The following is a 22,685-nucleotide window of genomic DNA, read 5'->3' on the forward strand; positions in this document are numbered from 1 at the left end:
TTTTATTAAGCCTTAGTGAATGCTTGTGCGTACTCGATGGTGCGGCCTGGTCCCATCTGGATAACACTCATGTCACCCAATGGCAGGAAGCCTGCGGTAATCTTCGCATTGCATTTAGTTGTGAAGTCGGCACGGTCAAAGCTGACCACGATGTCGTAATCAGATACCGCTGTACCGCCAGTCGCTACCACCTGAAAGTATTCCATTTTTGATGTCGTAGCTTTCACGCCGACGAGGCTACCTGATGGATATCGCAAGGCGGCAATGTGTTTTTTAACTTCTGTCACGATCGAAGAGACAGAGCCGGCAGTTGCTGTCTGTATTTGGGTGATTGCCATTATTTGGCTCCTTCTTCTGTAGGTTCATTGATGAATGGGAGGAAGTGGCTAAACATCCTGTCGAGCAGATAGCAGTAAGTCTCACTTGATAAGTCAGCATCAGTTGGTACGCCCACATCCCGGCAAACGTAAAACGCCACATGGCCACATTCGTGCACCAGGGTTGCCGCGTCATCATTGAATACGCCGAGTAGATAAAGCACCTGGCCCTCTTCCTTATTCTCAAATGTCTGAGTGCACCCAGCTTTGAAGTCATGCGACTCAGGAGCATTGCCGAGATATTCAACCGCGGCATTCCATTCTTCTTTTGAGCGGACTAGGTATGTGATGGCATTACCAAACAGAGGAATCTTGAACCATGGCAACTTAGGCCATTTCTTCTTTGCCATGTTTGTTTGGCCTTTAACGGTAAGACATTATCAAGCGCCAGGGTGTGACGCTTTGTAATGGCTACTTGATAATCGAATATCCAGACTCGAATGCCTCTGCAGGGCTATACGATTCATAACCACCCTCGTACTGCACGTAGTAACCGCCAGCCTGAGGGAGGTGCTTTTCGATGTACCAAGACTCAACATCAAAATCACCGAACCCATCCTCTTCAGGGGTAATAACTCCAGTCCCATCAGTCATGACTTTGATGGCTTTAATTTTCAGCGCCCATACTTTCTTGTGACATTGATAACGTGGCATTTCACATGAATTTGACATTTTGTCTCCGGGTTTAATTTACTGGTCTTTCTTCATCATCTCTTTCATGCGGTCCATTGCTTCGTTTACTGAGCGCATGCTTTCACGCCTCATCGCGTCCAGCTCAGCTTTGTGAGCCTGGTGCATTTTCCACATCCGCAGAACGCCAATCAGAAACCCGATGGCAACGCCTGAGAGGATGTTGTAAATCGAATACATGCTCATTTCGGTTCCTTGCCGCAGTTCAGCTTCCAGGCTTTGTTATGCGTGAGAATTGCACGCTTAGTCCTGTCATCCATTGTGAGGATGTCTGACTCAGTAACGAGGATTGGCTTTACCCAGGCGCAGGCAGTGTCTACCACTACCGGACCTGCTTTATTTGTTGAGCCATTCATTGCGCAACTCATCGTCAACAGCGCGATCAGACATGCGGGAAACATTGTCCTGAACATTTGCGGCCTCTTTGGTTGTTTCGGTCTGGCGCTTTGTTGCGGCATTCGTTTGTTCGATAATCTGCTTAGTCTTCTGCTCGTCAGCGACCCTTTCTGCTTTCGCCTTACCCTTTGAATGACCAATACCGAATGCGCCGGCTACAAGGGCAATCAGAACGCCTATGCCGGAGACAATCATCTGCAGTGTGCTCATGGCTTATCTCCTGTAATACCAGCGTCTAATTTTTGCTCGGTGATGTCTTTATCCACGGCTATCTTTTTGGCTCCAATGTAGCCAGCAGTAGCAAACCCAAAATAAAGACCAAACGTCACATCGGATAATTCACCCTTGTAGGCCTGCCAGATGATGACGCCTGAGCAAACAAGGAAGCCGAGAGCTGCCTGGGTACGGCTGAATGATATGCCGCCAGATGAGCCGCGCAGCATGCTGAATATGTCCATCAAATCAGCCCCTGATATGCGTCATAGGTGCCGGTCCGCATTACTTCTGAATGCCGCTTTGCGCGGTTGGGCGTTTGCTTTGCCCATCTGCTGTTAAGCATTCCGCTTGCAGCAGCGCCGAAGTCGCCACTGGCAATCATCTTCAGAGTGTTGATGAATCCGGCAAGACCATCCGGGCCCATCTGGTACGCCATACTGATAAGTACGTCAGCACGGGCGTCGTTGCACATAGCCAGGGCCGCTTTAATGCCAGGCCTTTTATTCATCTCAACGATGGTGTTTTCAACGAACAGCTGCTTCCATACATCCCCGACTTTACGAGGGACCGTGAAGGTGTAGTTTTTCAGCGACGCACCCTGGGGGCCAATCTTTATACCTCCTGCAACAGTCGGGTAGCCGAGGGTGTCAAGGTATGGCCTCTCTTTGTACCCTTCCTCAAAGTTGAGAATCGCGTTAACCTGCGTCATTTTTTCTCTTCCTCGGTTTTTATCTGGCTGGGTAACTGGTCAACCTTATGACTCAGGGCGTTTATTGCTTTATCCCTGGCCTCGGTTCGCTGAAGACTCTCGGCGCGGAACATGAAATATCCCGATGTCACGCCACCAAGAAATATTCCAAATGCTGATACGGCCACCACAAGAAGCAGCTGCCAGTGCGTGTACCAGGGCCTGCGCTCTTTTTCTGGTATCTGGTTATTCGTGCCGGTCATCTGGTACCTCCGATAGCCGCACGCATGTGCAGTATTTCTGTCTGCAAATCTTTGTTGGATTGGGTTAGCCCTCTGACCTGCTCAGTAAGGCGCTCATTCTGCTCCTTCAGGCCATTCAGTTGCTCCTGAATCACCTGAAGCTTGCCGTTTGCAAACGTCAATTCTTCAAAATACTTCCGTATCTGGTCATCGCGCTCTGTTATCGCCGTTCTCAGCTGCTGATTTTCTCTTTCCAGGCGATCGAGGCTTCTTTCCTGCCTGTCTAGCATGTCTATTTGCTGAGTATCGTTGGCGTTTTTTGCCCGGTTACTGACCCAGAACCTGGAGAACGCCATAATCCCTGCGGCGGCTGATGCAAGTGAACTTCCAGCGCCAATCAGAAACTCTTTAGTTAGAAATTCAAATGCCATCGCCGGACTCCGGCTGCTGTGAGAAATAACCCGCATGCAGGGAATCCTTAGCGCATACAGGCGAAATAAAAAACCCGGCGACAGGCCGGGAATATGAGGGGGTCGAGCATGATGGCCTACAGGCCGAAGAAACCCACTGGCTGGGATTTTATGTATGGCGGAAGACGCGTATTTGATGCGCATTCACCACAATGGGAAGCCATCCCTCCCGGGCACTTAGTGTCAAGCCTAAGCAGGGCATGAAGGATGACTTTCCGTTGTTTGCAAAACGCAAAAAGCCCCGAGCTATTAACTCAGGGCTTCTATGAATGACAGCGATCCATCATTAGTGTCAAATTTACCCAATGTTATTCAATATGTCAACATCTTGCGCTTAAAATGGTGCCATCCGTGGCGATGATGTGCCTATCGTGTGATTCTGGCCAAAACAGAATCGGCAGAAGCTTCTTCCTTGTGACATTGAGCCACCAGTGCGTCGTACAGCGGCTTTATCGTCCTTGACCATGTAGGTTGTGTCAGGTCATGGATATATACGCTTACAGCGCGATACGCAGCGCTTGCAGGCATCCGACTGTAGCCAACTCCCTTACATCTTCCGCACTCTTTTTCGACCAGTCTCCCCCATAGCTCTGTTTTACCCTGGTCGACCGCTCTGCCAGTCCCGTGACAGTCTTTGCATCTTGCTCCGGGAGTCGCCGCACTTCGGCAATAGTCCGCATACGCGAATGTTGCGAGCACTTGCAGCACCTTTGCCCTAACATTTCCTTCAAGTTTTGAGACGCCGCGGTATTTCCCCGATACCTTGCTGGCGAATTGCATGAGATAGTTGATCGCCTTTTGCTTATCGGTCTGGCTGAGTTCATGTTTCCCGCAGAATGCAGCCATTCCGAAACCTGCTTGTGATTGAGCCATCCCCATAGCTGTCATCACATCAGTGCCGTTCAGATTGTCAGACGCCGTAGCCCGTGGTGAGTCGCTCATCATTGGGCTTTTTGGTGAGTGATATTTGGCGACGGATTCCAGTCTCATCGTGACATCTCCCAAATGAAATAAGGCCAAGCAAGGCCGGCACCTAAAGACACCAGAGCAATACCATTTTTGGATCCAAGGCTTTTGAGTCTTGTGTGCGACCACTCAGCAGTCATGCCTGCCATGAATGCATAAAAAATCAAAAGCGCGGTTATCATGCTGTCACCTCTTTGGGTTTGGTTCGCTGCGTGCGGGAAAAAAGTCTGGTGAGTAATGGGTCTTGCTTTCGGTGACGGGGTGGACTGTTTGCTCTGATTACTGACTCTCTCTCGTAGGTGTTGAAGTTAAGCCGGTTCATACCCCTCTCCCTGCAATTGCCTGATGGTCAGGTTTCCGCAGAACACTGCGCCAGTGTCGATGTAAAGCTGATTGGCGTAACGGAGTGGAATTCTCGCTGGGGTGTGTCCAAAAACGAACAGGTCAGCGCCTTTAATTTCTTTTAGCACTCCATCCATAGAGTCACTGATACGCTCGCGATTCCAGATAACGCTTTCGGCATCGACTTGAGCACCAAACTGATAAGCATCCCGCGGGTAATCAGCATGGCAGATGACTATCGTGCGCTCGCCGGATGTGAGTTCGATAATCAGTGGTAGTTTGGCAATGAAATGCAGAAGCGCTTTCGCCTGCCGCTCTTTGTCGTAGTCCTGATGGAAGAACCAGCCGCCGCCATTAGCCAGCCAGTGATTGACGTTCCCATGCTCTGATAACCCATCCAGCATCATTTGCTCATGGTTTCCACGCACCGCCTTGAACCAGGGGAATGTTGTGAGTTCCATGCATTCGACGTTTTCAGATCCCCGGTCTATCAGGTCTCCAACCGAAATGAGCAGGTCCTGCTTCGTATCGAACTTGAGAGCATCAAGCTGATTCATCAAATTTGTGTAGCAGCCATGCAGGTCGCCTACAACATAGATATTTCGGTACTTACTGCTATCTATCTTTTCGTAGATATTCATGCTGCATCCTTCTTCAGTCCCCGTAATTTCGCTCTGTATCGAATCCTGATGCCTTCAAGTTCCTCACGGGTGTATCGGTGTGGGTTGTTGTTATTTTCAAGCGCCAGGACGCGCTCAGGACCGATTTTGGCTATCAGGTTGATGCGGTACTGAGTGATAGCGCCGGAGTGATGGACATTGCAGGATGCACACTGGCTATGTACGTTGTCCTCATTGAACCGGAGTTGCGACGCCGCAGCGGTAGTCCGGTAATGGCCGGCATGGTAGCTGACCGCCTTTGTGCTGCCGCAACTGATGCACACATCGCCGTCACGGGCACGGATGTAGTCGTTAAAAACACGCTGGGTCATCTGCACCCAATGGCTTAGTGGTTTCACCGCCGCTTTCCGCTCATTCCATTCCGCTCTTTCCCTGGCTTCCTCCTTTGCCTTTCTACGCGCAGCATCACGCTCATCAACACGGCGGTTGAATTCGAGTGCGCATTTGTAGTTGTGGCAGACTTTCTGGAGAGAACTTCGGGGGATGTATTCGGTGGAGCAGATGGGGCAGACTTTGGGTTTTGGTGGCTTACGCTGGCTAGCCATTATGGTTCGCTCCAGTAATTTTCAATTGCAACTCCCATTCTTTGCATCCACTCGGCAAGCTTAAGAGCTGCCTCTCTTTCTGATGCACATCGCGGAAAGTCTTTCATTTCCATTGACGCAACAAACGCCGGGTATCTGAGGTCGCCTTTAATAACCAATTCCTGATTTAAAATTGAACCTCTGCGGCCGTTAAACCGGGCAGTTCTTGATACGTGCTGAGTGAAGTACCGAGACTCAGTGGTATTTTCATCTCGGTTTTTGCTGAATGAGACCAGTTCTGAATAGTCACCCATGCTTCCTCCTCGCCGCTCTCCGCAGCCAGATGATGTCGTTGAGATGTGCGGTATATGAAAACGTTGGTATGTCGGATGGTTTTACTGCTTGCTTGCGTTTCTTGCGGTGGGTGACGCGGTAGATACAGTTCTCGCATATTCGCTCTATAGGGCTTCGTCTCATGATTCAGCCTTAGCTTCCTGCATCATCAGGAAGACAATCATGGCGGCGCGGAGTGGGTTTGATTGGTGCTGAATCCCGTGCTTTTGGTCTGGTGAAATAGCGTCAATCCATTCGTGATACTCACCTTCGTATTGAGGGTCAGTACCGTCAAACATGATGCTGATTCGCTTACCGACAATAATCGGCCATGCGTCGGCGGGGTTGTTGCAGTAGTCTGGGATGTCTATTTGATTCCATCCGTCACCGGTTGGTCCGCAATCGTAAAAGCATGTGCTATCTACACTCAGGCACATGTGCTTAATGTCTGGACTAAATACCTCCAGCACCTCGCAGTTAATCTCAAAATCACTCAGTTTCGAATAATCCATACTCACCTCAGAAAAATGATTGAAGCCGGTTGAGGATGTTTTGATCCGCTGTTCCGGCGAATACGTGTTTTATGGCGGCGTTAATCAGCGCACCGTACAGCTCCTCGAATTCATCTTGTTTCATGTTGGCGTAGGCAATACTCTTCGCCTCAGCCCGCACCTCACCGCGAATGTTCACAACCGTGTCGTAGTACCCGGCGAGTATCGTCAGGTCTTTGCGGAAGCGGTTGAATTGCGTTCGCTCATCGGCGTTGCCCATGCCGGACTTTTCTGCGTTCCAGAATTCGAAGCAGAAGCCGAAGAAGGCCATTACCTTGCGATGAAATTGGGGATTACGGGTTAACTTGATTTCGGCGGTGTACATCTCGCCGTTTTTGAATCGCTGGAGTCGCTCGAGGTCGCTGTCATGTGCTGGAGAAAATACGCCGCCCGGGTGTTTAACCAGGTCGAATTGCAAGTTTCACCTCGCTATTGCATGGCGGATTTTAACTGAGCTTCGATTACCTGCCGCAACTGCTGGGCCTGGTAGAGAGCCGTCTCTGAATGCTTGCTGCCGTCCGTTCCAATGGCGAGAATCTGCTGCCCCATGTTCACCGTGTTTATCAGGGCATCGTATAGGGCGCGATACTGTTTCCTTGTTAAAGTTACCGTTTTCTCTGACATCTCACTCCCCTTTAATGCGGAGGCCAACAGCGCGATGCGCCATGATTTCTGTTATTAATGCCGACAGAGCTACAGCCTGAACTGGAGTCTGATAATCACCTTGCTTACCAAATATTTCATCGAGACAAAGGAAAAATTCACTGGCGTAAATGCTCTCAGGGTCTTCGATAGCGCAATCTGCATTGAACTTGATCCTTTCCAGTTGAGAATCTGTAAGCTCCATATCCCCTCCAGTGCCAGCGTAGGCTGACGATTATTGATTATCCAGCCATTCCTGATAAGCCTTCCTGGCGCTTTCCTTGCGGTACCCCATATCGAACAACCACCCCCAGTCAGCCCACTTTGCCACGACGCTTTGCGCTTCTGGCTTTATTGAATAGTTGCGCACGATTATTTTCGCCATTTCATTCCTGAACTGACTTTTTTCGCTCATCACGCATCCCCCTCCTCCCCCATGAATTTTCCATCCTCATATGCAGTAGCAAGCTCATGACATACCCTTAAGCATGATTTTTTAGTGCCGACATAAAGTTTTCTTTCCCCGCTTCCGCAAATTACTTTATGGATAAAGCCATTTCTTTCAACGCGATACCTATTTTCTGATTGACTGATGTTGGATTTTTGCAAAATAATGTCCGCCGCCTGGTCGAGAAGTTCAGGGGTTTTCACTTCTCCTTTGCCCCTCAAGAAACAAGCCCTCCCTCTTAACATCCGAATGAGTTCTTTCATCACTGGCTCTCCATCAGCTCGTCAGGAATGTCTACCTCATCACTCAACTGGTGCGCGGCTTTAAAGCCACTCCAGGCCATTATCATGTACTGTCGTTGGCGCATGGCCGGAGTTTCTGTATCTTTAAGGTCCTGCCTCCATGCTGTCTCAAACCACGCAGAGAAAACCTTTTTCAGCTGCTCTTCGCTCAGCTCTGCTGTTTTAATCTTCATGATTTATCCCCGAGGGCTTTGGCAATGGCTGCTTGTGCGAGGAACATTGGATGTGATTCATCAACCCAATTGTGACCGTACTGGGCAGCGTGCATGTCCTCAACGTATTCACGGAGCTGTCGCAATGCTTCCAACAATTCCGGCGCGGCGGCTATGAGGTTAGCATTTGCCTGGTGATGCCCAGGCTTGCCATCGAATTCCACCCACGCAACAGGAATAATCATCCCGTATGACTGGTCATCATCTTTGCATACCGGGCCAATGCTTCTGTCAGAAGTTGAAGCAATCCAAGGGCCAGGTGTACCTTTAAATCCACTCATCTCTCTATCCCTCTCAGTAATTAAATGGCCCTACCGTAAAAAGCCAGCACCCGCTTCATGTACGGGCTGTTGCGGCAGTCAGCAATAACATCGCTGGTTTTCTCAGTGACAAATTCAACCTTCACCTTGCCTTTCCTGCATCTTTCGCTGCGCTCTGGTTTGGATTGAGCGAACCACTCGTTGTAAGCGGCATAGTCCCTGAAATAACCAACGCTCGGCATGCTGAATATCTCGCCTGATTCGAGGAGCTCATAAACTATGCGAGAGACTTTGCACTGGCTCAGATGAAACTGACTGGCGATATCTTTGCGGCTGGTTTTTGGTCTGGCGTGGATAAACATTTTGACGTCAAGCCTGTTCATACGTCTGCTCCTCTGGAGTATTTCTTCCCACGGGCGGGGTCGGCTGATTTCGTGCATATCCCTCTCGCCTCGTCCTGGTCGCATGGCAGGAAATGCCCGTTATGGAAGCGTTGATAGACAGTTCCGAGAGAGCCGAATCGGTTTTTAGTGACGATTATTTCAGCGTACCTGGCTGCCGGGCTGTTCTCGTCATACACCGCCTCTCGGTAGAGCATGATGATTGAGTCGGCGTCCTGCTCGATTGAGCCGGAGTCACGCAGGTCTGCGTTGGTTGGGCGTTTGTTTGGGCGCTTCTCCACGTCACGAGACAACTGGCTTAGTGAGATGACAGGTGTTTTCAGGTCCTTCGCCAGTGCCTTCAGGCTGCCGGAAATATGGGCTATCGCCAGGTCGTTGCGGTCGGCTTTAGGCTTCTCAATCAGGCCAAGGTAATCGACCATGATTAGCGAAAGGTTTGGGTGTTCCTGTTTCTGCCGTTCTGCCACTGCGCGGATCTGCTCGACAGTCAGCTTCGACGCATCTACCAGCCACACATCCAGGTCCTGCAGGTGTGAAATGCCGTTCGATACCCTTCCCCACGCCTCGTCATCCATGCGGGCCGGGTTGCGCAGGACGCTCACCGACATGTTGCCGGCACCGGCGATGCTACGCTCTGCAATCTGTAGCTTGCTCATCTCCATGCTGAAAATCAGCACTCCACGCTTCGTTTTGCTCCCTGGTATCTGCCGGTTAGCCACGCCTTCCGCGATTTTTAGCGCCAGTTCCGTCTTACCCATGCCGGGCCGGGCGGCAATAATCACAAGGTCCTCTGCGTTCATCCCACCGGTGATGGCGTCCAGGTCATCAATCCCGGTCTTCATCGTGTCGGATTCTTCGCCGTTGGTGAGGCGCTTCTCAAGCGTATCGGTGTAGTCAGACAACAGGTCGCCCAGACGTACCGGCTGAATCTGCTGTTTAGGCTTCCTGATGGCCCCCAGGCGCTTTGAAAGCTCGTCCATTGCCTGAGTTGACTGGTCAAGCGTTCCGTTGCTTATGGTGCCTCTCAGCTCGTCCATCAGCTGCAAAACCAGTCGGCGCTGGTATGCATCCGTCACCATCCCGGCGTAACCCTTCAGGTTTGCCGCGCTCGGACATGCCCTGGCGGTTTCCATGATGTCAGCGAAATGCCCGTCACCGCATTCCTCGGCAACCATCAGTCCATCAATCAGGTTTCGTACAGCAGCTTGCTTCTGGATGACCCGGAATGCCGTCTGGTACAGCGGGATTGAAAATGCCTCAGGCGGCACCGTCGCCAGAACTTCACTGGCTGCCGGAGTAAGTCCTCCCATCAGCAGGCCGCCGATTACGCTGGCCTCGATATCCTGTCTCATAGCGCCCCCTTGTCAGCGAATTTAGCCTCACGGACGCCTAGCAGGGTTTTATCCCGAAGAAGGTAATCAATATCCGCCGCCCATCCAGTGTCGTTCTGTCCGAAGTAAAACGGCTTGGCCTGGGAGACAAAAGCTTTCACGTAAGCTCTCCAACCTTCGACGTTTGGCGTTTTGAGCTGAGGGATTAGTTTCTTAAGTCGGCGCTTGCGGGTGTCGTTCAGCGCTACGGCGTGAGGTAGTAATTCGCCGACCTCTTCGTTGTAGGCCTGAAGAAATGACTGATAGTCAGTACGATCTGCCTTTCGCTTTTCAGGTTTAAGAACCTGCGCGACTTCCCCCTCTGGGGGTAAGGGGGTATTTGTCTTTATTGTCTTTTGAATATTGTCTTTTGTGTTTAGCTGAGTTGGCAAATGGGTATTAGCTGACTTAGCTAATGTTCCATTAGCCGAGTTGGCTAATGGTTCGCTAACATGGCTAATGTTCTTTCCTTCCCACATAGAAACATGCTTGTTAATACCTACTCGCTGACCGCTGCCAATGAGGAATCCTCTTTCCATAAGCTGGCGTTTAGCAACGCATACATGCGTGTGATGTATTCCAGTCATGGCTGCTATTTGCGTGTTGGTAAGGCGATCCATTGCTTTGTTGAATCCGTAGGTCTTGCGCATGATAGCGAGCATTACCTTCAACTGCCTGGCTGTTAAATCAGCCATCAGGATGTTGTCTGTAAGCTCGTTGGCAACGCGCATGAAACCGTCTTCAGTGTCAGCCACGCGATGCTCCACGACCTCCTGCTGAGGTCTGTAGTCTGCTAATCTCTCAACGACGCCCATCTTTCTTCACCCCTGCTTTCGCCAGTCTGAATACGCCAATAAACCGCTCCGCAAACGGTCGGTTATTAGCAGCTGCGACAACCAGTCCATCGGGTAAATCAGGGTGTCGAATCTCTTCGTTTTCCTGGTGCTTCCGTTTGCGTTTTGACATATAATTACCTCTGTAAATTGCTTTAAAAATCCATGTCTATCTGGTCATTACGCTCGGTTGCCCCCGGGCGTTTTGTTTTTGTAAGCAGTGCCGCCACTTCCTTGGCTAGTCTCGCCATATCCTCATCGACCACGCCCCACTCCAGCACCGCCAGGAGCATTGCCATCTTCGGCAACATCTGCTCTTTCCAGCGTGAAATCTGCGATTTATCGACGCCTACCGCTTTGGCTACATTCGTGGTGCCACGGATTGAAATCTGATTCATGAGCCAGGACTGAATGCGCCTGGCCTCCAGTTTGTTGCGTGATGTTGTGTCATCCATTTGTGATACTTCCCTTAGGTTGAATGCATGAAAAGGCCGTGCGCATACAGGCGCAAGCCATGTTGATTTGTTTGTTTGAAGCGCCCTTTTTCAGGGCTGAGATGTGATAAGAGCGGTGTTGCTTAAGCTGCTTTGCTACCAGAAGCTTTTCTTACGGGTGGAAAAGCAATCGCTTCTTTGGTTACAGGTTTTGGAAAGCGGAAATTCAAAGTTGCGTTGGCAATGTCACTTGCCTTTTTAGCTGAAGCTCCGCGATATCCATAAGCCAGCTGGTCCAGATTCCCAGGAGTGGTATTTGCAAGCGCTGCCAGCTTTTCCCAATCTTTCCTGGAGGCCTGTTTTCTCCAGCGCAGCAGGTCATTCATTTGTTCAAACTGCTTTACGTTGGTTTCCATAGGTGCTCCATCTGCTAATGCACAAAAGGGATATTAGCGCCATGCTAAATTTAAATCAAGGGAGAGTTTAGCTTTATGCATATTTATCGCCGTGCTAAAAAGTGGGATGATTTATGCATGGATATAAAAGACATCAGGCGGAGCAATCTCCGCTACCAACAGAACGCTGCGATCCGTAGCGGGATATCAAAAGCAGACTTCGCAGAAAAGGTCGGCACCTCTGCATCTACGATAAGCCAGATACTTGGCGATAAGGCCGTCAGAAATTTAGGTGATGACCTCGCTCGTAAAATTGAGAGCAATTTAAACCTTCCGCATGGATGGCTTGATCAAACTCACCCAGAGGTTGAGGAAAGCGGTCTAAAAGATGAAGCAAAAATAATAGGCGGAATTGAGCCTTGGGATAGCGACACATCACTGGATGATGATGAAGTTGAGATTCCGTTCCTGAAAGAAGTACAGTTGGCAGCAGGAGCTGGAAGCGCGTTTAGAGAAGACCATAATGGATATAAGTTGAGATTTGCAAAATCAACACTTCGAAAATTAAACATACATTACAGCAATGCCGTTTGTGTAGAAGTAATAGGGAATAGCATGGAGCCAGTGCTCCCCAACGGAGCAACAGTGGGGGTTGATACTGGCTGTAAAGAAGTAAAAGACGGGAAAATGTACGCGATAGATTACGGCGATTTGCTTAGAGTAAAATTGTTATACGCAATGCCCGGAGGAATGCTAAGAATCAGAAGTTACAACAGCGACGAGCACCCGGAAGAAATTAGACCATCTTCAGACATTCGTGTCATAGGTAGAGTTTTCTGGTCTTCAGTTACGTACTAACCACAAATCAGCACCATAATCCAACCCGCTTCGGCGGGTTTTTTATTTTCATAAAACCCTCACTCCTTCCTCGCTAAATTATTTCCCATTTAAAAACATTCATTTAGCAAAATATGCTAAATTTTTAGCATAAGCATCTTGCGCAGAATTTAGCATGGTGCTAATTTTATCCCATCAGCAGGACGCACTACTCACCAGGACGGTGATGCTCATTAAAATCTGGCGCTGAAAAAGCGCAAACATTCAAAGCAGCAAGCTTTGGGGTGTGACGATATTGGCCGCAGGTGACCAAAGAAGGATAAGGCTTGGACAAAGCAAACTCCATCAGCGGAATGACCGACGAAGGGTCACGACTGATCACCGTGATATCTATCGAAAGACTGCCGTCACACCACCAAAGCTAACTGACAGGAGGATGTATGAACTCACAATCACGTCGCCGCGACCGCCGCGCAGATAAACAGGCTGAGTGGAAAGCTGCAAACCCCTTGTTGGTTGGGGTGAGCGCAAAGCCTGATAACCGCCCTCTTCTCTCTCTTTCTCGCAAGCCTAAATCACGCGTAGAAAGCGCTGTAAGCCCGATTGATTTAAACGAGCTGGCTCAGTATCGGGAGCAGTTAGAAAACCGCGCTGCGGTAGTTGAGCGCAAGAATCATCTCACCTGGTACAGCAAGCCGCGCACTGAAATGGGCGTGACCTGCACCGGCCGTCAGAAAACGAAAGGCAAATCCATCGCATTAATCTGAGGTGGCATATGAAGAACAGAATCAAGTGCCCGGTATGCGGTCGGGATTTCGACCCGAGAACGCCGGTATGCCACATCAGCAGATATCACCAGGCCTCTAAGAATTGCGAGCTGGAGAAGATACGCGATGCACGTCGGCAGCATTTCAACCAGCTCCCCAGGGGCTGACGGTAAACAAACAGAGAGGTGGGTATGGAAGACGAAATTGAAGAGTTTGATGAGCATCCACAGGATGACATGAGCCAGTACCAGGACTATCCGTATGAGTACGATTACTGATTCTGATGCTTACAAATGGTGCAGCCAGTTCAATAAATGCAAAGGCTGCAAACTTGATTCTGAATGCGCTGTCGGGCCAATGGATAAAGACCCATACATTAAAGATGGAGTGATTATCGACCCGTGGGCCATACGGACAACAGAAATGATTAAACGAGAATTGGCTGCCAAATAGGCGGCCTTTTTTATCGGGTAACTACAGAGGGTAAGGCGATGAAAAGCAGTCTATTAACAAGTGATATTGAAAAAGATAAGGCCAATGAGATTAGCGAAATCATTTTTCAGGCACTGCAGGAAATCGATCCCGCAGAGTTTAAAGATGATGACTCTGGCGGCCAGGAGCGGGCGTCAGGGCTAGCTGATCAAATATCTGAACGCTTAGTGCTTAAAGGTGTATCTGTCGACTAACCCGCTCCGGCGGGTTTTTTATTACCTCATACCCAGGCTCATTTACGAGTGAGCCACGTTATGAAAGCGGCTATCCACCGCGGAAAAAATACAGCAAGCGCCCCTGGCGCGAGGTCTTTAAACGTTCAGCGGCCCGGCTTAAGGGCGGATATGATTATGAGCAAAGCACGGCCAACACCACGCCTGACTGAGCCAGAAATGGCTAAGCTGGCAGTTAAGACGGTTCAGGAATTTGTTAATGCCTGCCACTGCCAAAACGAAGATGACGTCCTGCTGGCGTTAAGTTTCTGGCTGAATGTTGGCATTGATGCCGGTGAGCTTGTTCAGCATGGGCAAAAGGTGGTCCTGCAATGATGACAGTTACTCACAAAGGCCTTCAGTACACCGTTACAAGGACAACAGAACACGAATGGAAGCTCACTCTGGTAGACAATCCACGCTGGTCAAAAACGATGAGCCGTGACCAGTTAATATTGGCTGGAATATGGGAGCAGATGGAAAATGATGTCTCATTACGGAATGACACCGCTAATTCGACAGTGCATTAAGCCTGGAATGTTCGCGCTGGTAAATGGACGGACCTACCGGGTATCAGCTGTTATTCATGAAAAGAAAAGCGTTTATCTTCACACTGCCGCAGAAATAATCCGCGTTGAGCATTGCGTACTTGATGTCCTCATAGACGGTTTCGGCAACCCCATTATTCACTAACCCCATCCCCCATTAATTCACTGGCAGCAATTACGCGGCGGCTATCGTGTACACGTTATTCAGGAGTTCAGCATGAACGCTTATTACGCCCTGGACCGGATTGAGGAACAGTCATGGATTGTTGCCCAGCACCAGATTGAATGCACGGAACGCATCAATGAGCTGGCAGATGACCTTGAGAAAGCGCTCAAGCAGAGATTCCTGGAAGACATGTGCCTTTCAGAGCTACAGCGCCTCGGGGCCAGTAAACAGGCAATTTCACGCGCTTTTGATGATGATGTTGATTTTCAGGAGCGAGCAGCAGCTTTTTTAAGACTGATGTCGGAGGTAATAGCCCAGCACCAGATTGATATTGAAGGAGAGCAGTGATGAGTGGTTTCAACATCGTCGAGTTTGTTCAGCGGCAGGAGCCGCTTTTTGTCGGAGCAGCGACAGGACAGGAAGTCACATGGGCTAAGGAAAGTCAGTTTGCCATCCAGCTTTTTCAGAAAAACGACTTCCTCGCAAAGACAGCTATCAGCAACCCTACCAGTGCGCAGAACGCGATCATAAACGTCGCAGCCATCGGCATCACGTTAAACCCGGCAAGCAAACTGGCGTACCTGGTCCCGCGCGATGGCATGGTTTGTCTCGATATCAGCTATATGGGCCTTCTACACCTGGCGCAGTCAACCGGGTCTATAAAGTGGGGTCAGTGCAAACTGGTTTACTCAAAAGACACCTACGAATCAAACGGACTCGATAGCGCACCAACGCACAAATATAACGCTTTCGGTGAGCGCGGCGAGATTGTAGGTGGCTACTGCACGGTTAAAACTCCTGACGGTGACTATCTCACGGAAGAGATGAGCCTGGCAGAGATTAAAGCAACGGAAGCCACAAGCAAGGCCAAGAATGGGCCGTGGAAGAACTTTTGGGAAGAGATGGCCCGTAAGACCATCGTTAAGCGAGCATCGAAGTACTGGCCCCGCGCAGAGCGTCTGGATAACGCTATTCACGTCATCAATGAGGATGAGGGGGTATTTCAGGAGCCGGTAATGCCGCATAAGTCAGAGGAAGATATCAGGGAAGACGAGCGCCGCCTTCAGCAGGAAATTATGGATAAAGTGCAGGCGCTTTGTGACGACATGGCCCAGGCGGAGACAATGGATGACCTGAAGCGAATCTTTGCGGATGCTTATAAGCGCACTGCTGGCATGAAGCTGCAGCAGAATGTCCAGGCCATTTATGCAGAGTGTAAGAAAAAGCTGGAGGTGAGCAGTGAGTAAGCTTTATGAAATCGCCAATAGCTACGCAAAGCTGATGGACTCTGACTTTGATGCTGATGAGATTGCAGACACTCTTGAAGGAATGGAGGGTGAGCTGTCCGATAAGATTGAGCAGTTGCTGGCTATCTGCAAAAACGAGTCGACGTATGCGGAGCGCCTCAGGGATGAGGCAAAGAACCTGACTGAGCGAGCTGTATGCATTGAGAACAAGGTTGCTAATATACGCGCCTACATCGCCACATCGCTCGAAACAGCTGGTAAGAAATCAATCCGAGCTGGTATTCACCAGGTGACAGTCCGGGCGCCGTCACGTTCTGTAGAAATTACTGACAGCGCACTCCTCCCTCATGAATACGTCGAATACGACACGGTTATTAAAGCGAATAAGCTCGCCATCAAGCATCAGATTGAGGCTGGAATTGACGTGCCTGGCGCGGCCCTGAAGGTAGGTAAACCATCTCTGATTATTAAGTAGGAGAGAATATGAAGAAATGCCCCTTCTACCGCCGCCCGGGTAAGAAAGGGAAATTCACCGGACTCAAGGAGCGAGTCATCTGGATGATTCAGACACGCGGCGCACCAGTCACCGGCGCTGAAATCGCAGAAAAGTTTGGCATCACCCTCATAGAATTCAACCGCACCGCCAACACGTTAACCCGCGGTGACGGACAGATAGTAAAAGTTATCGCCTCCCCCACATGGAAGACAGAGACAGGGATTGTCGACCGACACTTCAGCATTGAAAGCCAGCCAAAACTCCTCTCCCCCTCAGGAAAGGAAAAGACTTTCACCCGCAAAGGCAAAGACCAGGCCGCCAGAAATCAGCAGAAAGAATGCATAGCCCGCGCCGCTCGCCGGGCTCGGCTGATTGCTGCCGGTCTTTATATTGACGAATTTGAGGATGTCCTATGACCGCTGAGATTATTGACCAGGCCAGCGCACTCGAAGAATTGATGCGCGAGAACGCCATTAAAGCACACCGCATTAATCACGCTGCTGTATCTGCCATCTACTGCGAGGAATGCGACGAGCCTATCCAGGAAGGACGGCGCATTGCGGTGCCGGGCTGTAAGACATGCGCGGATTGCCAGCAAATCATCGAACTCAAAAATAAGCAGCGGGGGATGCTATGAAACAGGTAACGATGGAAAGCGTTAAAGAGCGTATTGCGCGGATTGAAAGTGGCGCTGCGGCAATAAAACCAGGCGGCATGGAATTAAGTCTTCAGCATGAATTTGAGCTTGCCTGTCTGCGCGAGCTGGTAGCAGTGACTGAGCAGCGCGACGCGGTGGTGGCGGAAAGTTTGGTGCTGAATGCTGCGGCAAAAAAAGTAATCAAGATGAACCGTCAGCACGCAAAAGACCAGCACGGGAATCCAGACATTGCTGAATCATGGGCCTGCGTAAAGGTTTTGCGCGAAGCTCGGAAAACCCCCGCCACCGACGCCGCAATCGCAGCCCTGCGAGCAGAAGGGGTGGAGATGGCTATCGAAACCGCTAAGCCATTTATTGCCAGCGAATACCAGTATTCAGATTTTGAAGCATGCGTATCTGCGTCTTTTAAGTATCCAGAAAGTGACCTGTTTGGGAAAGTTGAAATGGTCGAATGGCTTGAAGATTTCGCCCGCCAGCTTCGCGAGAGCAAAGGAGCGCAGTCATGATTACCGGCACCAGTAATTTCGACGAAGTACCAGAGGTTCAATGCAACATATGCGGTGGTTATTACAAGGCTGACGAACCCGAGCAGCATGAGTGCGAATTACCTGAAATCGAGTGTGAAATTTGCGGGTTTAAAAGTACGTCGCCTGACGGCGCGCACTATTGCTGCGAGGACAATAGCAATGATTAGCAACGAACAGATTCAGGCACTCAAAGCGGCTGCTGAGGCTGTCAAAGAAACGGCACACATCGCCCGATACACGAAAGCTATGGTAGCGCGGCAGGACTTCAAGGAAGCAGCAACGCCGGAAGCAATTCTATCCCTTCTGGCAGAGCGTGAGGCGGATAAGGCGCTGATTGCGGAACTTAGGTCTGATGTAGAAGACGCAGAGCATCGCAGAGATATGACACTGAAAAACTCCGACGCTTTATTTACTCGCATCATCGAACTGGAGTCCCGCAAGCTCATCGTTAAGTTGCCAAATGATGAGGATGGACAGCCGTATGGGTTCTCCAAATGGGCTAACCATAAATTACCCTCCGAAACGGGAACCATGACCATTTCGCGTTGCGAAGATTCATGGCGAGAGGCGTTTAACGTATTCGCTGCCGCCGCTGGCATCACTTTAGTCGTGGAGGAGTGAAGATGGGAATTAAGCAGATATGGGATGGTAAAGACCTTCCTCCGGTAGGGTGCCACGTGCTGATTGAGCTGGCATCATACGGCATCCATGAATATGAAGTTACGGGTTATGAAGTGCGCAAGTCGGTCATTGAAGAAGAAAGACGCAAGGGAATTTTTGTCGTTTGCATTAACGTCAAATTCCCTGGCAGCAACTCTACCAATCAGCGTTTTCTTGATGAGGTTTTCCCACTTGATTACCGTGAGGAAGTTAAGAAATGACCACACAATTATCGAAAGAGCGGCTGGCGCATATCGCCAACTTTCACCGTGCCATGACGCTACCTCCGTCGCATGAAGAAATCGAAGCAATGGCCCGCGCACTCCTGGCGGCATACGAGCAAGAGCCGGTGGCGTACAGGATTGGTGGCTATTACTTAATGCACGCTGCTGACCCAAAGGTTGACAACTATAGCTCAGCCGAACCGCTCTACACCCACCCAGCGCCATCAATCCCGGCAGCGGTGCCGGAAGTGCGCAACTTCAACTTTGACGACTTCATGTTTGGCGTTCGGCGCAATCCTCCATTCCGTGGTGAAACGCTGGCAGACAATCTGAAAGATGACGCGGTAGCGCTGATTGAAGAGGCATTCCGCGCCGCCATGCTCCAGGCTACACCACGAAGTGATGAGCGCTTGATGGAAGTGCCAACGGATAGCGAGATGCTTCTGGAGATTGAGGGAATCATAGCGCGTGATGACTGGATTCCGGTAAGCGAGCGTTTGCCAGATGCTGGCGAGGTGGTGCTGGTTTATACGCCACCTCAGCCAGGCGAATATCCTGGCGGAAATAGAATTGAATTTGACTATATCGACCCCGATAGCGACGACCCGACATACTGGTTTGCGCACGGAGAAAATTACGAGCACTTTTGCATGGTGGCTTGCGATGGCATGACGGGGCCAACTGAACACGCACCGTACACCCACTGGCAACCTTTGCCAGCACCGCCGAAGGGGGTGTGATGTGGAAAAACAAACAATTGTGATCCGCGCAAACAGTAAAGAGATGGCTGAAAAGCTGTATCGCGGAGTTTGGGCTGTATGCCCTGATGCTGACATTCAACTCCATTGGCCTGGTATGAATGTAGCTTACGGGCGCCAGGCTTCATCATTCAAGGGTTCTGCGACGATGATGGGATCGGCATGCCCAGTAAATTAAAACAGCGCCGCTACAAGACAGCCTCGCCAATGCGGGGCTTATTTATTTCTGGAGGATGTGATGACACTTTTAGAATTGCTGGTACAGGAATTGCCCAAGCGTGGCGGATGGCCGGATGGATATGATGTGGCCTCTATCAATCATTACGGCTGTGTTTGTTTCTACATCACTAGCCTCAACGGAAACGCTACCGGATATGTGACTGACATACACACATCGGAGAATGGTCGCATGACTCGCGAGCAATACGAAGCAGCACTGGCCGCAGCGAAGAAACCTGTATGGAAAGGTGAGGATTTACCGCCGGTTGGGACTGAGTGTGAAACCTTACATTGCTTCGTCGGCTCGGAATGGAAAAGAGTAATCATAAAGTGGAGTGATGAAAATCAATTTCTGTATGAATGGGTTAGACAGGGGCATCCAGTTCATCACATGTTAGCTTATGTAGGTCAGCATAAATTCCGCCCTATCCGCTCAGAAGCCGATAAGAAGCGCGATGAATCCACCAAAGTAATTGCTGACTCATTATTCAAGGATGGTGACTTTGACTACAAAGAATCATTGCGGTTAGCAGGGTTTGTATACGGTGACATAGCAGCCGGCAAAATCCCCGGCGTCCGCATCGAATAACCATCGCATCAACACTGACCGCCTACGGGCGGTTTTTTATTGGAGAAAATTCATGTCTGTTAGCAGAAAGGAAAACGCATCTTACGAAGAGGTCGCATCTTCCTTTGAATACGACCCATCGACCGGTCTTTTCTACAGAAAGAAGAGCCGGGGCTCATATAGGGGTTGCTGGACAAAGGGTTCAAAACATAACGCTGGATATAGATTTTTCATCATAAATGGCAAGAGACATTTGGCGCATAGGATTGCATTTTTGCTCTACTACGGATGTTACCCATCTGGAGTTATCGACCACATAAATGGAATTAAAGATGACAACAGGATAGAGAATCTTCGCGACGTTAGCCAAGCGGAGAACATGAAGAATCAAAAGATAGTCCTTGAAAGGAAGAGTAAGTTTTCTGGATGTTTTTTATCTTCAAGAAAAAACAAATGGAGGGCTGAGGCAAGAATAAATAGTAAGAGATTTGGCCTTGGAACGTTCGAAACAAAAGAAGAGGCACATGAGGCTTACATGCTCTTTATGAAAACAAAATTCACCTCGACGAATTAATTTTCCCGGAGATAACCAATGAATGACGTGTCTTTAGTTGTCCCCAATGAATGGGTGACAGAGCAAAAGCTGACTGAGCTAACCGGATTGCGCCCGGGTACGATAGAGGCGGCACGTAAAAAATCATGGCTTGTCGGCAGGGAGTATCTTCACATCGCCCCGGATGGCGAGCCCAAGCCAAACAGCGAATGCATGTACAACCGCAAGGCTATTGATCAATGGGTCGAGAGCTTCAGAAAAAAACAGCCAGGTGCGCGTTGATGATGAACCGTTTATTCTTAACACGCTCTTGGGCGTCAGGAGGGTTGTATGAGTAAGTCATACCCAACAGGCGTTGAAAACCACGGCGGATCACTTCGCATATGGTTCATTTATGAAGGACGGAGGGTAAGAGAGAATCTGGGAGTAGCCGACACCCCAAAGAACAGAAAGATGGCTGGAGAACTCCGGGCGTCGATAAGCTTCGAAATTAAAACCGGCAGATTCAATTATGCGGCGCAATTTCCCAACTCCCCTAACCTGTCCAGGTTCGGCGTTGCAGAAAGGCAGATTACGGTTTCAGAGCTTTCGGCACGGTGGCTGGAGCTGAAGAAGGTAGAAATATGCTCCAATGCTCACGGTCGATACCGCTCAGTGATGAGGAACATGCTACCGAGGCTGGGTCCATCTCGCATGGTTTCATCGTTCACCAAGGAAGACATGATGAACATACGCCGGGAACTGTTGACCGGATATCAGATACTGAAGAAGGGTCATACCACGCCGGTAAAAGGTCGCTCAGTGCCTACTGTAAACAATTACATGGGCGTGGTGTATGGGCTGTTTCAGTTTGCGATTGATGGTGGGTATATAAAGGAAAGCCCGTTCAATGGCATGGCACCGCTCAAGAAGTCACGGCCTGAACCTGACCCGCTGACAACTGATGAGTTTACCCGGCTGATTGATGCTTTCAGGCATCAGCAGGTGAAAAACATGTGGTCACTTGCGGTTTATACCGGATTGCGGCACGGTGAGCTTGTTTCTCTTGCATGGGAAGACATCGACCTGGTGCAGGGAACCATTACGGTTTCGCGCAACCACACTCTCACGAATGAGTTTACGTTTCCCAAAACTGAGGCCGGGACGGACAGGAAGGTTTATCTGGTAGACGCTGCAATACGGGTGCTGAGAAACCAGGCTGAGATGACAAGGCTTGGGGCTACGCAGGAGGTAGAGGTGAAAACGAGGGAGTACGGACGGTCGGTAATGCATCAATGCACATTTGTCTTTAATCCGAAGATTAGTGCGTTAAACGGTCGCTCTGGGAATCACTACTCGGTTAGCTCAATAAACCAGGTATGGAGGGAGGCCTTAAAAAGGGCTGGACTGAGGCACCGCAATGCTTATCAGTCCAGGCACACCTATGCATGCTGGTCGTTGTCTGCGGGAGCTAACCCGAACTTTATAGCAAACCAAATGGGGCATGCGGATGCTCAGATGGTTTACAAAGTTTATGGCAGATGGATGGCTGATAACAATCTGGATCAGATCGCAATTCTTAACCAGAAATTATCAAGTTTTGCCCCACCCATGCCCCATGCAGTTGGATCGAACCAGTAAACGCATTTAAATACAGTAACTTAACTCTATTAAACTTGCATGTTCATCACTTCCTGATACGCAGACACCAACTTGTTGCGCACCTGGATGCCCATTTGCAGCGAAATGGATGATTTTTGCAGATCGGTCATCACGTCATTTAACGCAACGCCCGGCTCACCGAGGGTGAATTTTTCAGCCTGAGTGCGCGCAGCGTTTTGCGTGTCGCTGATCCGATCCAGCGCGGCATGCAATTGCCCGGCAAAACTGACGTTTTGCACGCTGTCGGCGTTGTCAACGCTTTGATTTTTCGCGATTCCTGCCGTCGCCTGCAGCTGACTGACAACGCTTTCAATACCCTGTACTGCCATGGATTTTCCCC

At 49.9% G+C, this 22,685-nt stretch carries 50 protein-coding genes; 20 read left to right on the top strand and 30 right to left on the bottom strand.

Annotation, left to right across the window (positions count from 1 at the left end; translation table 11 throughout):
* Positions 1-5 precede the first annotated feature (5 nt).
* From KXR87_RS13015 to KXR87_RS13155, 29 genes are all read right to left on the bottom strand, one after another.
* Positions 6-338 (bottom strand): DUF1737 domain-containing protein, encoded by a 333-nt coding sequence (locus KXR87_RS13015; RefSeq protein WP_437432663.1) that lies wholly within the window; start codon positions 336-338, stop codon positions 6-8.
* Positions 338-727, bottom strand: a complete 390-nt coding sequence (locus KXR87_RS13020; RefSeq protein ID WP_437432664.1) for a hypothetical protein — start codon at positions 725-727, stop codon at positions 338-340. The genes KXR87_RS13015 and KXR87_RS13020 overlap by 1 nt, the downstream gene beginning before the upstream one ends.
* A gap of 61 nt (positions 728-788) precedes the next feature.
* Positions 789-1,049 carry a hypothetical protein gene (locus tag KXR87_RS13025; protein ID WP_437432665.1) on the bottom strand — a complete coding sequence of 87 codons (261 nt, stop codon included), beginning with the start codon at positions 1,047-1,049 and terminating at the stop codon, positions 789-791.
* A gap of 18 nt (positions 1,050-1,067) precedes the next feature.
* Positions 1,068-1,253 (bottom strand): hypothetical protein, encoded by a 186-nt coding sequence (locus KXR87_RS13030; protein ID WP_437432666.1) that lies wholly within the window; start codon positions 1,251-1,253, stop codon positions 1,068-1,070.
* 150 nt (positions 1,254-1,403) lie between these two features.
* On the bottom strand, positions 1,404-1,673 hold the full coding sequence (locus KXR87_RS13035) for a hypothetical protein (RefSeq protein ID WP_437432667.1): 270 nt from the start codon (positions 1,671-1,673) through the stop codon (positions 1,404-1,406).
* Complete coding sequence (locus KXR87_RS13040; protein ID WP_437432668.1) at positions 1,670-1,921, bottom strand: hypothetical protein; 252 nt, start codon at positions 1,919-1,921, stop codon at positions 1,670-1,672. The genes KXR87_RS13035 and KXR87_RS13040 overlap by 4 nt, the downstream gene beginning before the upstream one ends.
* Positions 1,921-2,388: a lysozyme gene (locus KXR87_RS13045; protein ID WP_437432669.1), complete on the bottom strand. Its 468-nt coding sequence runs from the start codon at positions 2,386-2,388 to the stop codon at positions 1,921-1,923. The genes KXR87_RS13040 and KXR87_RS13045 overlap by 1 nt, the downstream gene beginning before the upstream one ends.
* Positions 2,385-2,630 carry a hypothetical protein gene (locus tag KXR87_RS13050; RefSeq protein WP_437432670.1) on the bottom strand — a complete coding sequence of 82 codons (246 nt, stop codon included), beginning with the start codon at positions 2,628-2,630 and terminating at the stop codon, positions 2,385-2,387. The genes KXR87_RS13045 and KXR87_RS13050 overlap by 4 nt, the downstream gene beginning before the upstream one ends.
* Positions 2,627-3,040: a hypothetical protein gene (locus KXR87_RS13055; RefSeq protein ID WP_437432671.1), complete on the bottom strand. Its 414-nt coding sequence runs from the start codon at positions 3,038-3,040 to the stop codon at positions 2,627-2,629. The genes KXR87_RS13050 and KXR87_RS13055 overlap by 4 nt, the downstream gene beginning before the upstream one ends.
* A 405-nt stretch (positions 3,041-3,445) precedes the next feature.
* Positions 3,446-4,069 (bottom strand): antitermination protein Q, encoded by a 624-nt coding sequence (locus tag KXR87_RS13060; protein ID WP_437432672.1) that lies wholly within the window; start codon positions 4,067-4,069, stop codon positions 3,446-3,448.
* Positions 4,066-4,227: a hypothetical protein gene (locus KXR87_RS13065; protein WP_437432673.1), complete on the bottom strand. Its 162-nt coding sequence runs from the start codon at positions 4,225-4,227 to the stop codon at positions 4,066-4,068. The genes KXR87_RS13060 and KXR87_RS13065 overlap by 4 nt, the downstream gene beginning before the upstream one ends.
* 126 nt (positions 4,228-4,353) lie before the next feature.
* On the bottom strand, positions 4,354-5,028 hold the full coding sequence (locus KXR87_RS13070) for a metallophosphoesterase (RefSeq protein ID WP_437432674.1): 675 nt from the start codon (positions 5,026-5,028) through the stop codon (positions 4,354-4,356).
* Positions 5,025-5,612 (bottom strand): recombination protein NinG, encoded by a 588-nt coding sequence (locus tag KXR87_RS13075; RefSeq protein WP_437432675.1) that lies wholly within the window; start codon positions 5,610-5,612, stop codon positions 5,025-5,027. The genes KXR87_RS13070 and KXR87_RS13075 overlap by 4 nt, the downstream gene beginning before the upstream one ends.
* Complete coding sequence (locus KXR87_RS13080) at positions 5,612-5,905, bottom strand: hypothetical protein (RefSeq protein WP_437432676.1); 294 nt, start codon at positions 5,903-5,905, stop codon at positions 5,612-5,614. The genes KXR87_RS13075 and KXR87_RS13080 overlap by 1 nt, the downstream gene beginning before the upstream one ends.
* The gene (locus KXR87_RS13085; protein WP_437432677.1) at positions 5,898-6,068 is read right to left on the bottom strand and encodes a NinE family protein; all 171 of its coding nucleotides are present in this window, start codon (positions 6,066-6,068) and stop codon (positions 5,898-5,900) included. Before KXR87_RS13085 ends, KXR87_RS13080 begins: the two co-directional genes overlap by 8 nt.
* Positions 6,065-6,436: a phage protein NinX family protein gene (locus tag KXR87_RS13090; protein WP_437432678.1), complete on the bottom strand. Its 372-nt coding sequence runs from the start codon at positions 6,434-6,436 to the stop codon at positions 6,065-6,067. Before KXR87_RS13090 ends, KXR87_RS13085 begins: the two co-directional genes overlap by 4 nt.
* Positions 6,437-6,443: 7 nt before the next feature.
* Positions 6,444-6,893 carry a DUF1367 family protein gene (locus KXR87_RS13095; protein WP_437432679.1) on the bottom strand — a complete coding sequence of 150 codons (450 nt, stop codon included), beginning with the start codon at positions 6,891-6,893 and terminating at the stop codon, positions 6,444-6,446.
* Positions 6,894-6,904: 11 nt separating this feature from the next.
* On the bottom strand, positions 6,905-7,099 hold the full coding sequence (locus tag KXR87_RS13100) for a hypothetical protein (RefSeq protein ID WP_437432680.1): 195 nt from the start codon (positions 7,097-7,099) through the stop codon (positions 6,905-6,907).
* Between the two features lies 1 nt (position 7,100).
* The gene (locus KXR87_RS13105; protein ID WP_437432681.1) at positions 7,101-7,322 is read right to left on the bottom strand and encodes a hypothetical protein; all 222 of its coding nucleotides are present in this window, start codon (positions 7,320-7,322) and stop codon (positions 7,101-7,103) included.
* A 30-nt stretch (positions 7,323-7,352) separates the two neighbouring features.
* Positions 7,353-7,532, bottom strand: coding sequence for a hypothetical protein (locus KXR87_RS13110; protein WP_437432682.1), 180 nt, complete (start codon positions 7,530-7,532; stop codon positions 7,353-7,355).
* Positions 7,532-7,828, bottom strand: a complete 297-nt coding sequence (locus KXR87_RS13115) for a hypothetical protein (protein ID WP_437432683.1) — start codon at positions 7,826-7,828, stop codon at positions 7,532-7,534. Before KXR87_RS13115 ends, KXR87_RS13110 begins: the two co-directional genes overlap by 1 nt.
* Complete coding sequence (locus KXR87_RS13120; RefSeq protein WP_437432684.1) at positions 7,828-8,040, bottom strand: hypothetical protein; 213 nt, start codon at positions 8,038-8,040, stop codon at positions 7,828-7,830. Before KXR87_RS13120 ends, KXR87_RS13115 begins: the two co-directional genes overlap by 1 nt.
* Positions 8,037-8,360, bottom strand: a complete 324-nt coding sequence (locus KXR87_RS13125; RefSeq protein WP_437432685.1) for a hypothetical protein — start codon at positions 8,358-8,360, stop codon at positions 8,037-8,039. Before KXR87_RS13125 ends, KXR87_RS13120 begins: the two co-directional genes overlap by 4 nt.
* A 20-nt stretch (positions 8,361-8,380) precedes the next feature.
* Positions 8,381-8,722: a hypothetical protein gene (locus tag KXR87_RS13130; RefSeq protein WP_437432686.1), complete on the bottom strand. Its 342-nt coding sequence runs from the start codon at positions 8,720-8,722 to the stop codon at positions 8,381-8,383.
* Positions 8,719-10,092: a replicative DNA helicase gene (locus KXR87_RS13135; protein ID WP_437432687.1), complete on the bottom strand. Its 1,374-nt coding sequence runs from the start codon at positions 10,090-10,092 to the stop codon at positions 8,719-8,721. Before KXR87_RS13135 ends, KXR87_RS13130 begins: the two co-directional genes overlap by 4 nt.
* The gene (locus tag KXR87_RS13140) at positions 10,089-10,925 is read right to left on the bottom strand and encodes a replication protein (protein WP_437432688.1); all 837 of its coding nucleotides are present in this window, start codon (positions 10,923-10,925) and stop codon (positions 10,089-10,091) included. The genes KXR87_RS13135 and KXR87_RS13140 overlap by 4 nt, the downstream gene beginning before the upstream one ends.
* Entirely contained in the window at positions 10,912-11,076 is a 165-nt protein-coding gene (locus KXR87_RS13145; RefSeq protein WP_437432689.1) for a hypothetical protein, read from the bottom strand. Before KXR87_RS13145 ends, KXR87_RS13140 begins: the two co-directional genes overlap by 14 nt.
* 22 nt (positions 11,077-11,098) lie before the next feature.
* On the bottom strand, positions 11,099-11,398 hold the full coding sequence (locus tag KXR87_RS13150; protein WP_437432690.1) for a CII family transcriptional regulator: 300 nt from the start codon (positions 11,396-11,398) through the stop codon (positions 11,099-11,101).
* A 122-nt stretch (positions 11,399-11,520) separates the two neighbouring features.
* The gene (locus KXR87_RS13155; RefSeq protein ID WP_437432691.1) at positions 11,521-11,793 is read right to left on the bottom strand and encodes a transcriptional regulator; all 273 of its coding nucleotides are present in this window, start codon (positions 11,791-11,793) and stop codon (positions 11,521-11,523) included.
* A gap of 117 nt (positions 11,794-11,910) precedes the next feature.
* Here KXR87_RS13155 and KXR87_RS13160 point away from each other — a divergent pair, with 117 nt between their 5' ends.
* The 20 genes from KXR87_RS13160 to KXR87_RS13255 all read left to right on the top strand — a co-directional run bounded on the left by KXR87_RS13160 (position 11,911) and on the right by KXR87_RS13255 (position 22,324).
* The gene (locus tag KXR87_RS13160) at positions 11,911-12,630 is read left to right on the top strand and encodes a LexA family transcriptional regulator (RefSeq protein ID WP_437432692.1); all 720 of its coding nucleotides are present in this window, start codon (positions 11,911-11,913) and stop codon (positions 12,628-12,630) included.
* Between the two features lie 419 nt (positions 12,631-13,049).
* Positions 13,050-13,376, top strand: a complete 327-nt coding sequence (locus KXR87_RS13165) for an antitermination protein N (RefSeq protein WP_437432693.1) — start codon at positions 13,050-13,052, stop codon at positions 13,374-13,376.
* 261 nt (positions 13,377-13,637) lie between these two features.
* Entirely contained in the window at positions 13,638-13,829 is a 192-nt protein-coding gene (locus KXR87_RS13170) for an antirestriction Ral family protein (protein WP_437432694.1), read from the top strand.
* A 38-nt stretch (positions 13,830-13,867) separates the two neighbouring features.
* The gene (locus tag KXR87_RS13175; RefSeq protein WP_437432695.1) at positions 13,868-14,062 is read left to right on the top strand and encodes a hypothetical protein; all 195 of its coding nucleotides are present in this window, start codon (positions 13,868-13,870) and stop codon (positions 14,060-14,062) included.
* Positions 14,063-14,218: 156 nt separating this feature from the next.
* A complete protein-coding gene (locus tag KXR87_RS13180; protein WP_437432696.1) occupies positions 14,219-14,416 on the top strand; it encodes a hypothetical protein in 198 nt (65 codons plus the stop codon).
* Positions 14,417-14,563: 147 nt separating this feature from the next.
* On the top strand, positions 14,564-14,773 hold the full coding sequence (locus tag KXR87_RS13185) for a cell division protein FtsZ (RefSeq protein ID WP_437432697.1): 210 nt from the start codon (positions 14,564-14,566) through the stop codon (positions 14,771-14,773).
* A 72-nt stretch (positions 14,774-14,845) separates the two neighbouring features.
* Complete coding sequence (locus KXR87_RS13190) at positions 14,846-15,142, top strand: host-nuclease inhibitor Gam family protein (RefSeq protein ID WP_437432698.1); 297 nt, start codon at positions 14,846-14,848, stop codon at positions 15,140-15,142.
* Positions 15,142-16,041, top strand: coding sequence for a recombinase RecT (locus tag KXR87_RS13195; protein ID WP_437432699.1), 900 nt, complete (start codon positions 15,142-15,144; stop codon positions 16,039-16,041). The genes KXR87_RS13190 and KXR87_RS13195 overlap by 1 nt, the downstream gene beginning before the upstream one ends.
* Positions 16,034-16,516 (top strand): siphovirus Gp157 family protein, encoded by a 483-nt coding sequence (locus KXR87_RS13200; RefSeq protein ID WP_437432700.1) that lies wholly within the window; start codon positions 16,034-16,036, stop codon positions 16,514-16,516. Before KXR87_RS13195 ends, KXR87_RS13200 begins: the two co-directional genes overlap by 8 nt.
* An 8-nt stretch (positions 16,517-16,524) precedes the next feature.
* Complete coding sequence (locus tag KXR87_RS13205; RefSeq protein ID WP_437432701.1) at positions 16,525-16,953, top strand: regulator; 429 nt, start codon at positions 16,525-16,527, stop codon at positions 16,951-16,953.
* Positions 16,950-17,174 (top strand): TraR/DksA family transcriptional regulator, encoded by a 225-nt coding sequence (locus tag KXR87_RS13210; protein WP_437432702.1) that lies wholly within the window; start codon positions 16,950-16,952, stop codon positions 17,172-17,174. The genes KXR87_RS13205 and KXR87_RS13210 overlap by 4 nt, the downstream gene beginning before the upstream one ends.
* On the top strand, positions 17,171-17,701 hold the full coding sequence (locus KXR87_RS13215) for a hypothetical protein (RefSeq protein ID WP_437432703.1): 531 nt from the start codon (positions 17,171-17,173) through the stop codon (positions 17,699-17,701). The genes KXR87_RS13210 and KXR87_RS13215 overlap by 4 nt, the downstream gene beginning before the upstream one ends.
* Positions 17,702-17,881: 180 nt before the next feature.
* The gene (locus KXR87_RS13220; protein WP_437432704.1) at positions 17,882-18,343 is read left to right on the top strand and encodes a hypothetical protein; all 462 of its coding nucleotides are present in this window, start codon (positions 17,882-17,884) and stop codon (positions 18,341-18,343) included.
* Between the two features lie 2 nt (positions 18,344-18,345).
* Positions 18,346-18,603 carry a hypothetical protein gene (locus tag KXR87_RS13225; RefSeq protein ID WP_437432705.1) on the top strand — a complete coding sequence of 86 codons (258 nt, stop codon included), beginning with the start codon at positions 18,346-18,348 and terminating at the stop codon, positions 18,601-18,603.
* Entirely contained in the window at positions 18,600-19,346 is a 747-nt protein-coding gene (locus KXR87_RS13230) for a DUF551 domain-containing protein (RefSeq protein WP_437432706.1), read from the top strand. Before KXR87_RS13225 ends, KXR87_RS13230 begins: the two co-directional genes overlap by 4 nt.
* Before the next feature lies 1 nt (position 19,347).
* Positions 19,348-19,542, top strand: a complete 195-nt coding sequence (locus KXR87_RS13235) for a hypothetical protein (protein ID WP_437432707.1) — start codon at positions 19,348-19,350, stop codon at positions 19,540-19,542.
* Positions 19,543-19,602: 60 nt separating this feature from the next.
* Complete coding sequence (locus KXR87_RS13240) at positions 19,603-20,172, top strand: hypothetical protein (RefSeq protein WP_437432708.1); 570 nt, start codon at positions 19,603-19,605, stop codon at positions 20,170-20,172.
* Positions 20,173-20,224: 52 nt separating this feature from the next.
* Positions 20,225-20,725 (top strand): HNH endonuclease, encoded by a 501-nt coding sequence (locus KXR87_RS13245; protein ID WP_437432709.1) that lies wholly within the window; start codon positions 20,225-20,227, stop codon positions 20,723-20,725.
* An 18-nt stretch (positions 20,726-20,743) separates the two neighbouring features.
* Positions 20,744-20,986, top strand: coding sequence for an excisionase family protein (locus KXR87_RS13250; protein ID WP_437432710.1), 243 nt, complete (start codon positions 20,744-20,746; stop codon positions 20,984-20,986).
* Positions 20,987-21,034: 48 nt separating this feature from the next.
* Positions 21,035-22,324 (top strand): tyrosine-type recombinase/integrase, encoded by a 1,290-nt coding sequence (locus KXR87_RS13255; RefSeq protein WP_437432711.1) that lies wholly within the window; start codon positions 21,035-21,037, stop codon positions 22,322-22,324.
* Between the two features lie 29 nt (positions 22,325-22,353).
* Here KXR87_RS13255 and fliE read toward each other — a convergent pair whose 3' ends face one another.
* Entirely contained in the window at positions 22,354-22,674 is a 321-nt protein-coding gene (gene fliE, locus KXR87_RS13260) for a flagellar hook-basal body complex protein FliE (RefSeq protein ID WP_437432712.1), read from the bottom strand.
* Positions 22,675-22,685: the final 11 nt, after the last annotated feature.

It is taken from the genome of Yokenella regensburgei (assembly GCF_051486985.1).
Lineage (GTDB): Bacteria > Pseudomonadota > Gammaproteobacteria > Enterobacterales > Enterobacteriaceae > CBFFRJ01.

Coding starts and splice junctions, on each gene's coding strand:
- KXR87_RS13130 (WP_437432686.1), bottom strand. CDS start 8,722: ATGAACAGGCTTGACGTCAAAATGTTTATCCACGCCAGACCAAAAACC.
- KXR87_RS13050 (WP_437432670.1), bottom strand. CDS start 2,630: ATGACCGGCACGAATAACCAGATACCAGAAAAAGAGCGCAGGCCCTGG.
- KXR87_RS13015 (WP_437432663.1), bottom strand. CDS start 338: ATGGCAATCACCCAAATACAGACAGCAACTGCCGGCTCTGTCTCTTCG.
- KXR87_RS13160 (WP_437432692.1), top strand. CDS start 11,911: ATGGATATAAAAGACATCAGGCGGAGCAATCTCCGCTACCAACAGAAC.
- KXR87_RS13155 (WP_437432691.1), bottom strand. CDS start 11,793: ATGGAAACCAACGTAAAGCAGTTTGAACAAATGAATGACCTGCTGCGC.
- KXR87_RS13065 (WP_437432673.1), bottom strand. CDS start 4,227: ATGATAACCGCGCTTTTGATTTTTTATGCATTCATGGCAGGCATGACT.
- KXR87_RS13060 (WP_437432672.1), bottom strand. CDS start 4,069: ATGAGACTGGAATCCGTCGCCAAATATCACTCACCAAAAAGCCCAATG.
- KXR87_RS13205 (WP_437432701.1), top strand. CDS start 16,525: ATGAAGAAATGCCCCTTCTACCGCCGCCCGGGTAAGAAAGGGAAATTC.
- KXR87_RS13110 (WP_437432682.1), bottom strand. CDS start 7,532: ATGAGCGAAAAAAGTCAGTTCAGGAATGAAATGGCGAAAATAATCGTG.
- KXR87_RS13240 (WP_437432708.1), top strand. CDS start 19,603: ATGACACTTTTAGAATTGCTGGTACAGGAATTGCCCAAGCGTGGCGGA.
- KXR87_RS13190 (WP_437432698.1), top strand. CDS start 14,846: ATGAACGCTTATTACGCCCTGGACCGGATTGAGGAACAGTCATGGATT.
- KXR87_RS13185 (WP_437432697.1), top strand. CDS start 14,564: ATGATGTCTCATTACGGAATGACACCGCTAATTCGACAGTGCATTAAG.
- KXR87_RS13025 (WP_437432665.1), bottom strand. CDS start 1,049: ATGTCAAATTCATGTGAAATGCCACGTTATCAATGTCACAAGAAAGTA.
- KXR87_RS13115 (WP_437432683.1), bottom strand. CDS start 7,828: ATGAAAGAACTCATTCGGATGTTAAGAGGGAGGGCTTGTTTCTTGAGG.
- fliE (WP_437432712.1), bottom strand. CDS start 22,674: ATGGCAGTACAGGGTATTGAAAGCGTTGTCAGTCAGCTGCAGGCGACG.
- KXR87_RS13045 (WP_437432669.1), bottom strand. CDS start 2,388: ATGACGCAGGTTAACGCGATTCTCAACTTTGAGGAAGGGTACAAAGAG.
- KXR87_RS13225 (WP_437432705.1), top strand. CDS start 18,346: ATGGGAATTAAGCAGATATGGGATGGTAAAGACCTTCCTCCGGTAGGG.
- KXR87_RS13140 (WP_437432688.1), bottom strand. CDS start 10,925: ATGGGCGTCGTTGAGAGATTAGCAGACTACAGACCTCAGCAGGAGGTC.
- KXR87_RS13090 (WP_437432678.1), bottom strand. CDS start 6,436: ATGGATTATTCGAAACTGAGTGATTTTGAGATTAACTGCGAGGTGCTG.
- KXR87_RS13145 (WP_437432689.1), bottom strand. CDS start 11,076: ATGTCAAAACGCAAACGGAAGCACCAGGAAAACGAAGAGATTCGACAC.
- KXR87_RS13030 (WP_437432666.1), bottom strand. CDS start 1,253: ATGAGCATGTATTCGATTTACAACATCCTCTCAGGCGTTGCCATCGGG.
- KXR87_RS13220 (WP_437432704.1), top strand. CDS start 17,882: ATGATTAGCAACGAACAGATTCAGGCACTCAAAGCGGCTGCTGAGGCT.
- KXR87_RS13210 (WP_437432702.1), top strand. CDS start 16,950: ATGACCGCTGAGATTATTGACCAGGCCAGCGCACTCGAAGAATTGATG.
- KXR87_RS13255 (WP_437432711.1), top strand. CDS start 21,035: ATGAGTAAGTCATACCCAACAGGCGTTGAAAACCACGGCGGATCACTT.
- KXR87_RS13035 (WP_437432667.1), bottom strand. CDS start 1,673: ATGAGCACACTGCAGATGATTGTCTCCGGCATAGGCGTTCTGATTGCC.
- KXR87_RS13165 (WP_437432693.1), top strand. CDS start 13,050: ATGAACTCACAATCACGTCGCCGCGACCGCCGCGCAGATAAACAGGCT.
- KXR87_RS13105 (WP_437432681.1), bottom strand. CDS start 7,322: ATGGAGCTTACAGATTCTCAACTGGAAAGGATCAAGTTCAATGCAGAT.
- KXR87_RS13170 (WP_437432694.1), top strand. CDS start 13,638: ATGAGTACGATTACTGATTCTGATGCTTACAAATGGTGCAGCCAGTTC.
- KXR87_RS13055 (WP_437432671.1), bottom strand. CDS start 3,040: ATGGCATTTGAATTTCTAACTAAAGAGTTTCTGATTGGCGCTGGAAGT.
- KXR87_RS13085 (WP_437432677.1), bottom strand. CDS start 6,068: ATGAGACGAAGCCCTATAGAGCGAATATGCGAGAACTGTATCTACCGC.
- KXR87_RS13070 (WP_437432674.1), bottom strand. CDS start 5,028: ATGAATATCTACGAAAAGATAGATAGCAGTAAGTACCGAAATATCTAT.
- KXR87_RS13215 (WP_437432703.1), top strand. CDS start 17,171: ATGAAACAGGTAACGATGGAAAGCGTTAAAGAGCGTATTGCGCGGATT.
- KXR87_RS13180 (WP_437432696.1), top strand. CDS start 14,219: ATGAGCAAAGCACGGCCAACACCACGCCTGACTGAGCCAGAAATGGCT.
- KXR87_RS13245 (WP_437432709.1), top strand. CDS start 20,225: ATGTCTGTTAGCAGAAAGGAAAACGCATCTTACGAAGAGGTCGCATCT.
- KXR87_RS13230 (WP_437432706.1), top strand. CDS start 18,600: ATGACCACACAATTATCGAAAGAGCGGCTGGCGCATATCGCCAACTTT.
- KXR87_RS13100 (WP_437432680.1), bottom strand. CDS start 7,099: ATGTCAGAGAAAACGGTAACTTTAACAAGGAAACAGTATCGCGCCCTA.
- KXR87_RS13075 (WP_437432675.1), bottom strand. CDS start 5,612: ATGGCTAGCCAGCGTAAGCCACCAAAACCCAAAGTCTGCCCCATCTGC.
- KXR87_RS13135 (WP_437432687.1), bottom strand. CDS start 10,092: ATGAGACAGGATATCGAGGCCAGCGTAATCGGCGGCCTGCTGATGGGA.
- KXR87_RS13250 (WP_437432710.1), top strand. CDS start 20,744: ATGAATGACGTGTCTTTAGTTGTCCCCAATGAATGGGTGACAGAGCAA.
- KXR87_RS13120 (WP_437432684.1), bottom strand. CDS start 8,040: ATGAAGATTAAAACAGCAGAGCTGAGCGAAGAGCAGCTGAAAAAGGTT.
- KXR87_RS13020 (WP_437432664.1), bottom strand. CDS start 727: ATGGCAAAGAAGAAATGGCCTAAGTTGCCATGGTTCAAGATTCCTCTG.
- KXR87_RS13150 (WP_437432690.1), bottom strand. CDS start 11,398: ATGGATGACACAACATCACGCAACAAACTGGAGGCCAGGCGCATTCAG.
- KXR87_RS13175 (WP_437432695.1), top strand. CDS start 13,868: ATGAAAAGCAGTCTATTAACAAGTGATATTGAAAAAGATAAGGCCAAT.
- KXR87_RS13125 (WP_437432685.1), bottom strand. CDS start 8,360: ATGAGTGGATTTAAAGGTACACCTGGCCCTTGGATTGCTTCAACTTCT.
- KXR87_RS13080 (WP_437432676.1), bottom strand. CDS start 5,905: ATGGGTGACTATTCAGAACTGGTCTCATTCAGCAAAAACCGAGATGAA.
- KXR87_RS13195 (WP_437432699.1), top strand. CDS start 15,142: ATGAGTGGTTTCAACATCGTCGAGTTTGTTCAGCGGCAGGAGCCGCTT.
- KXR87_RS13040 (WP_437432668.1), bottom strand. CDS start 1,921: ATGGACATATTCAGCATGCTGCGCGGCTCATCTGGCGGCATATCATTC.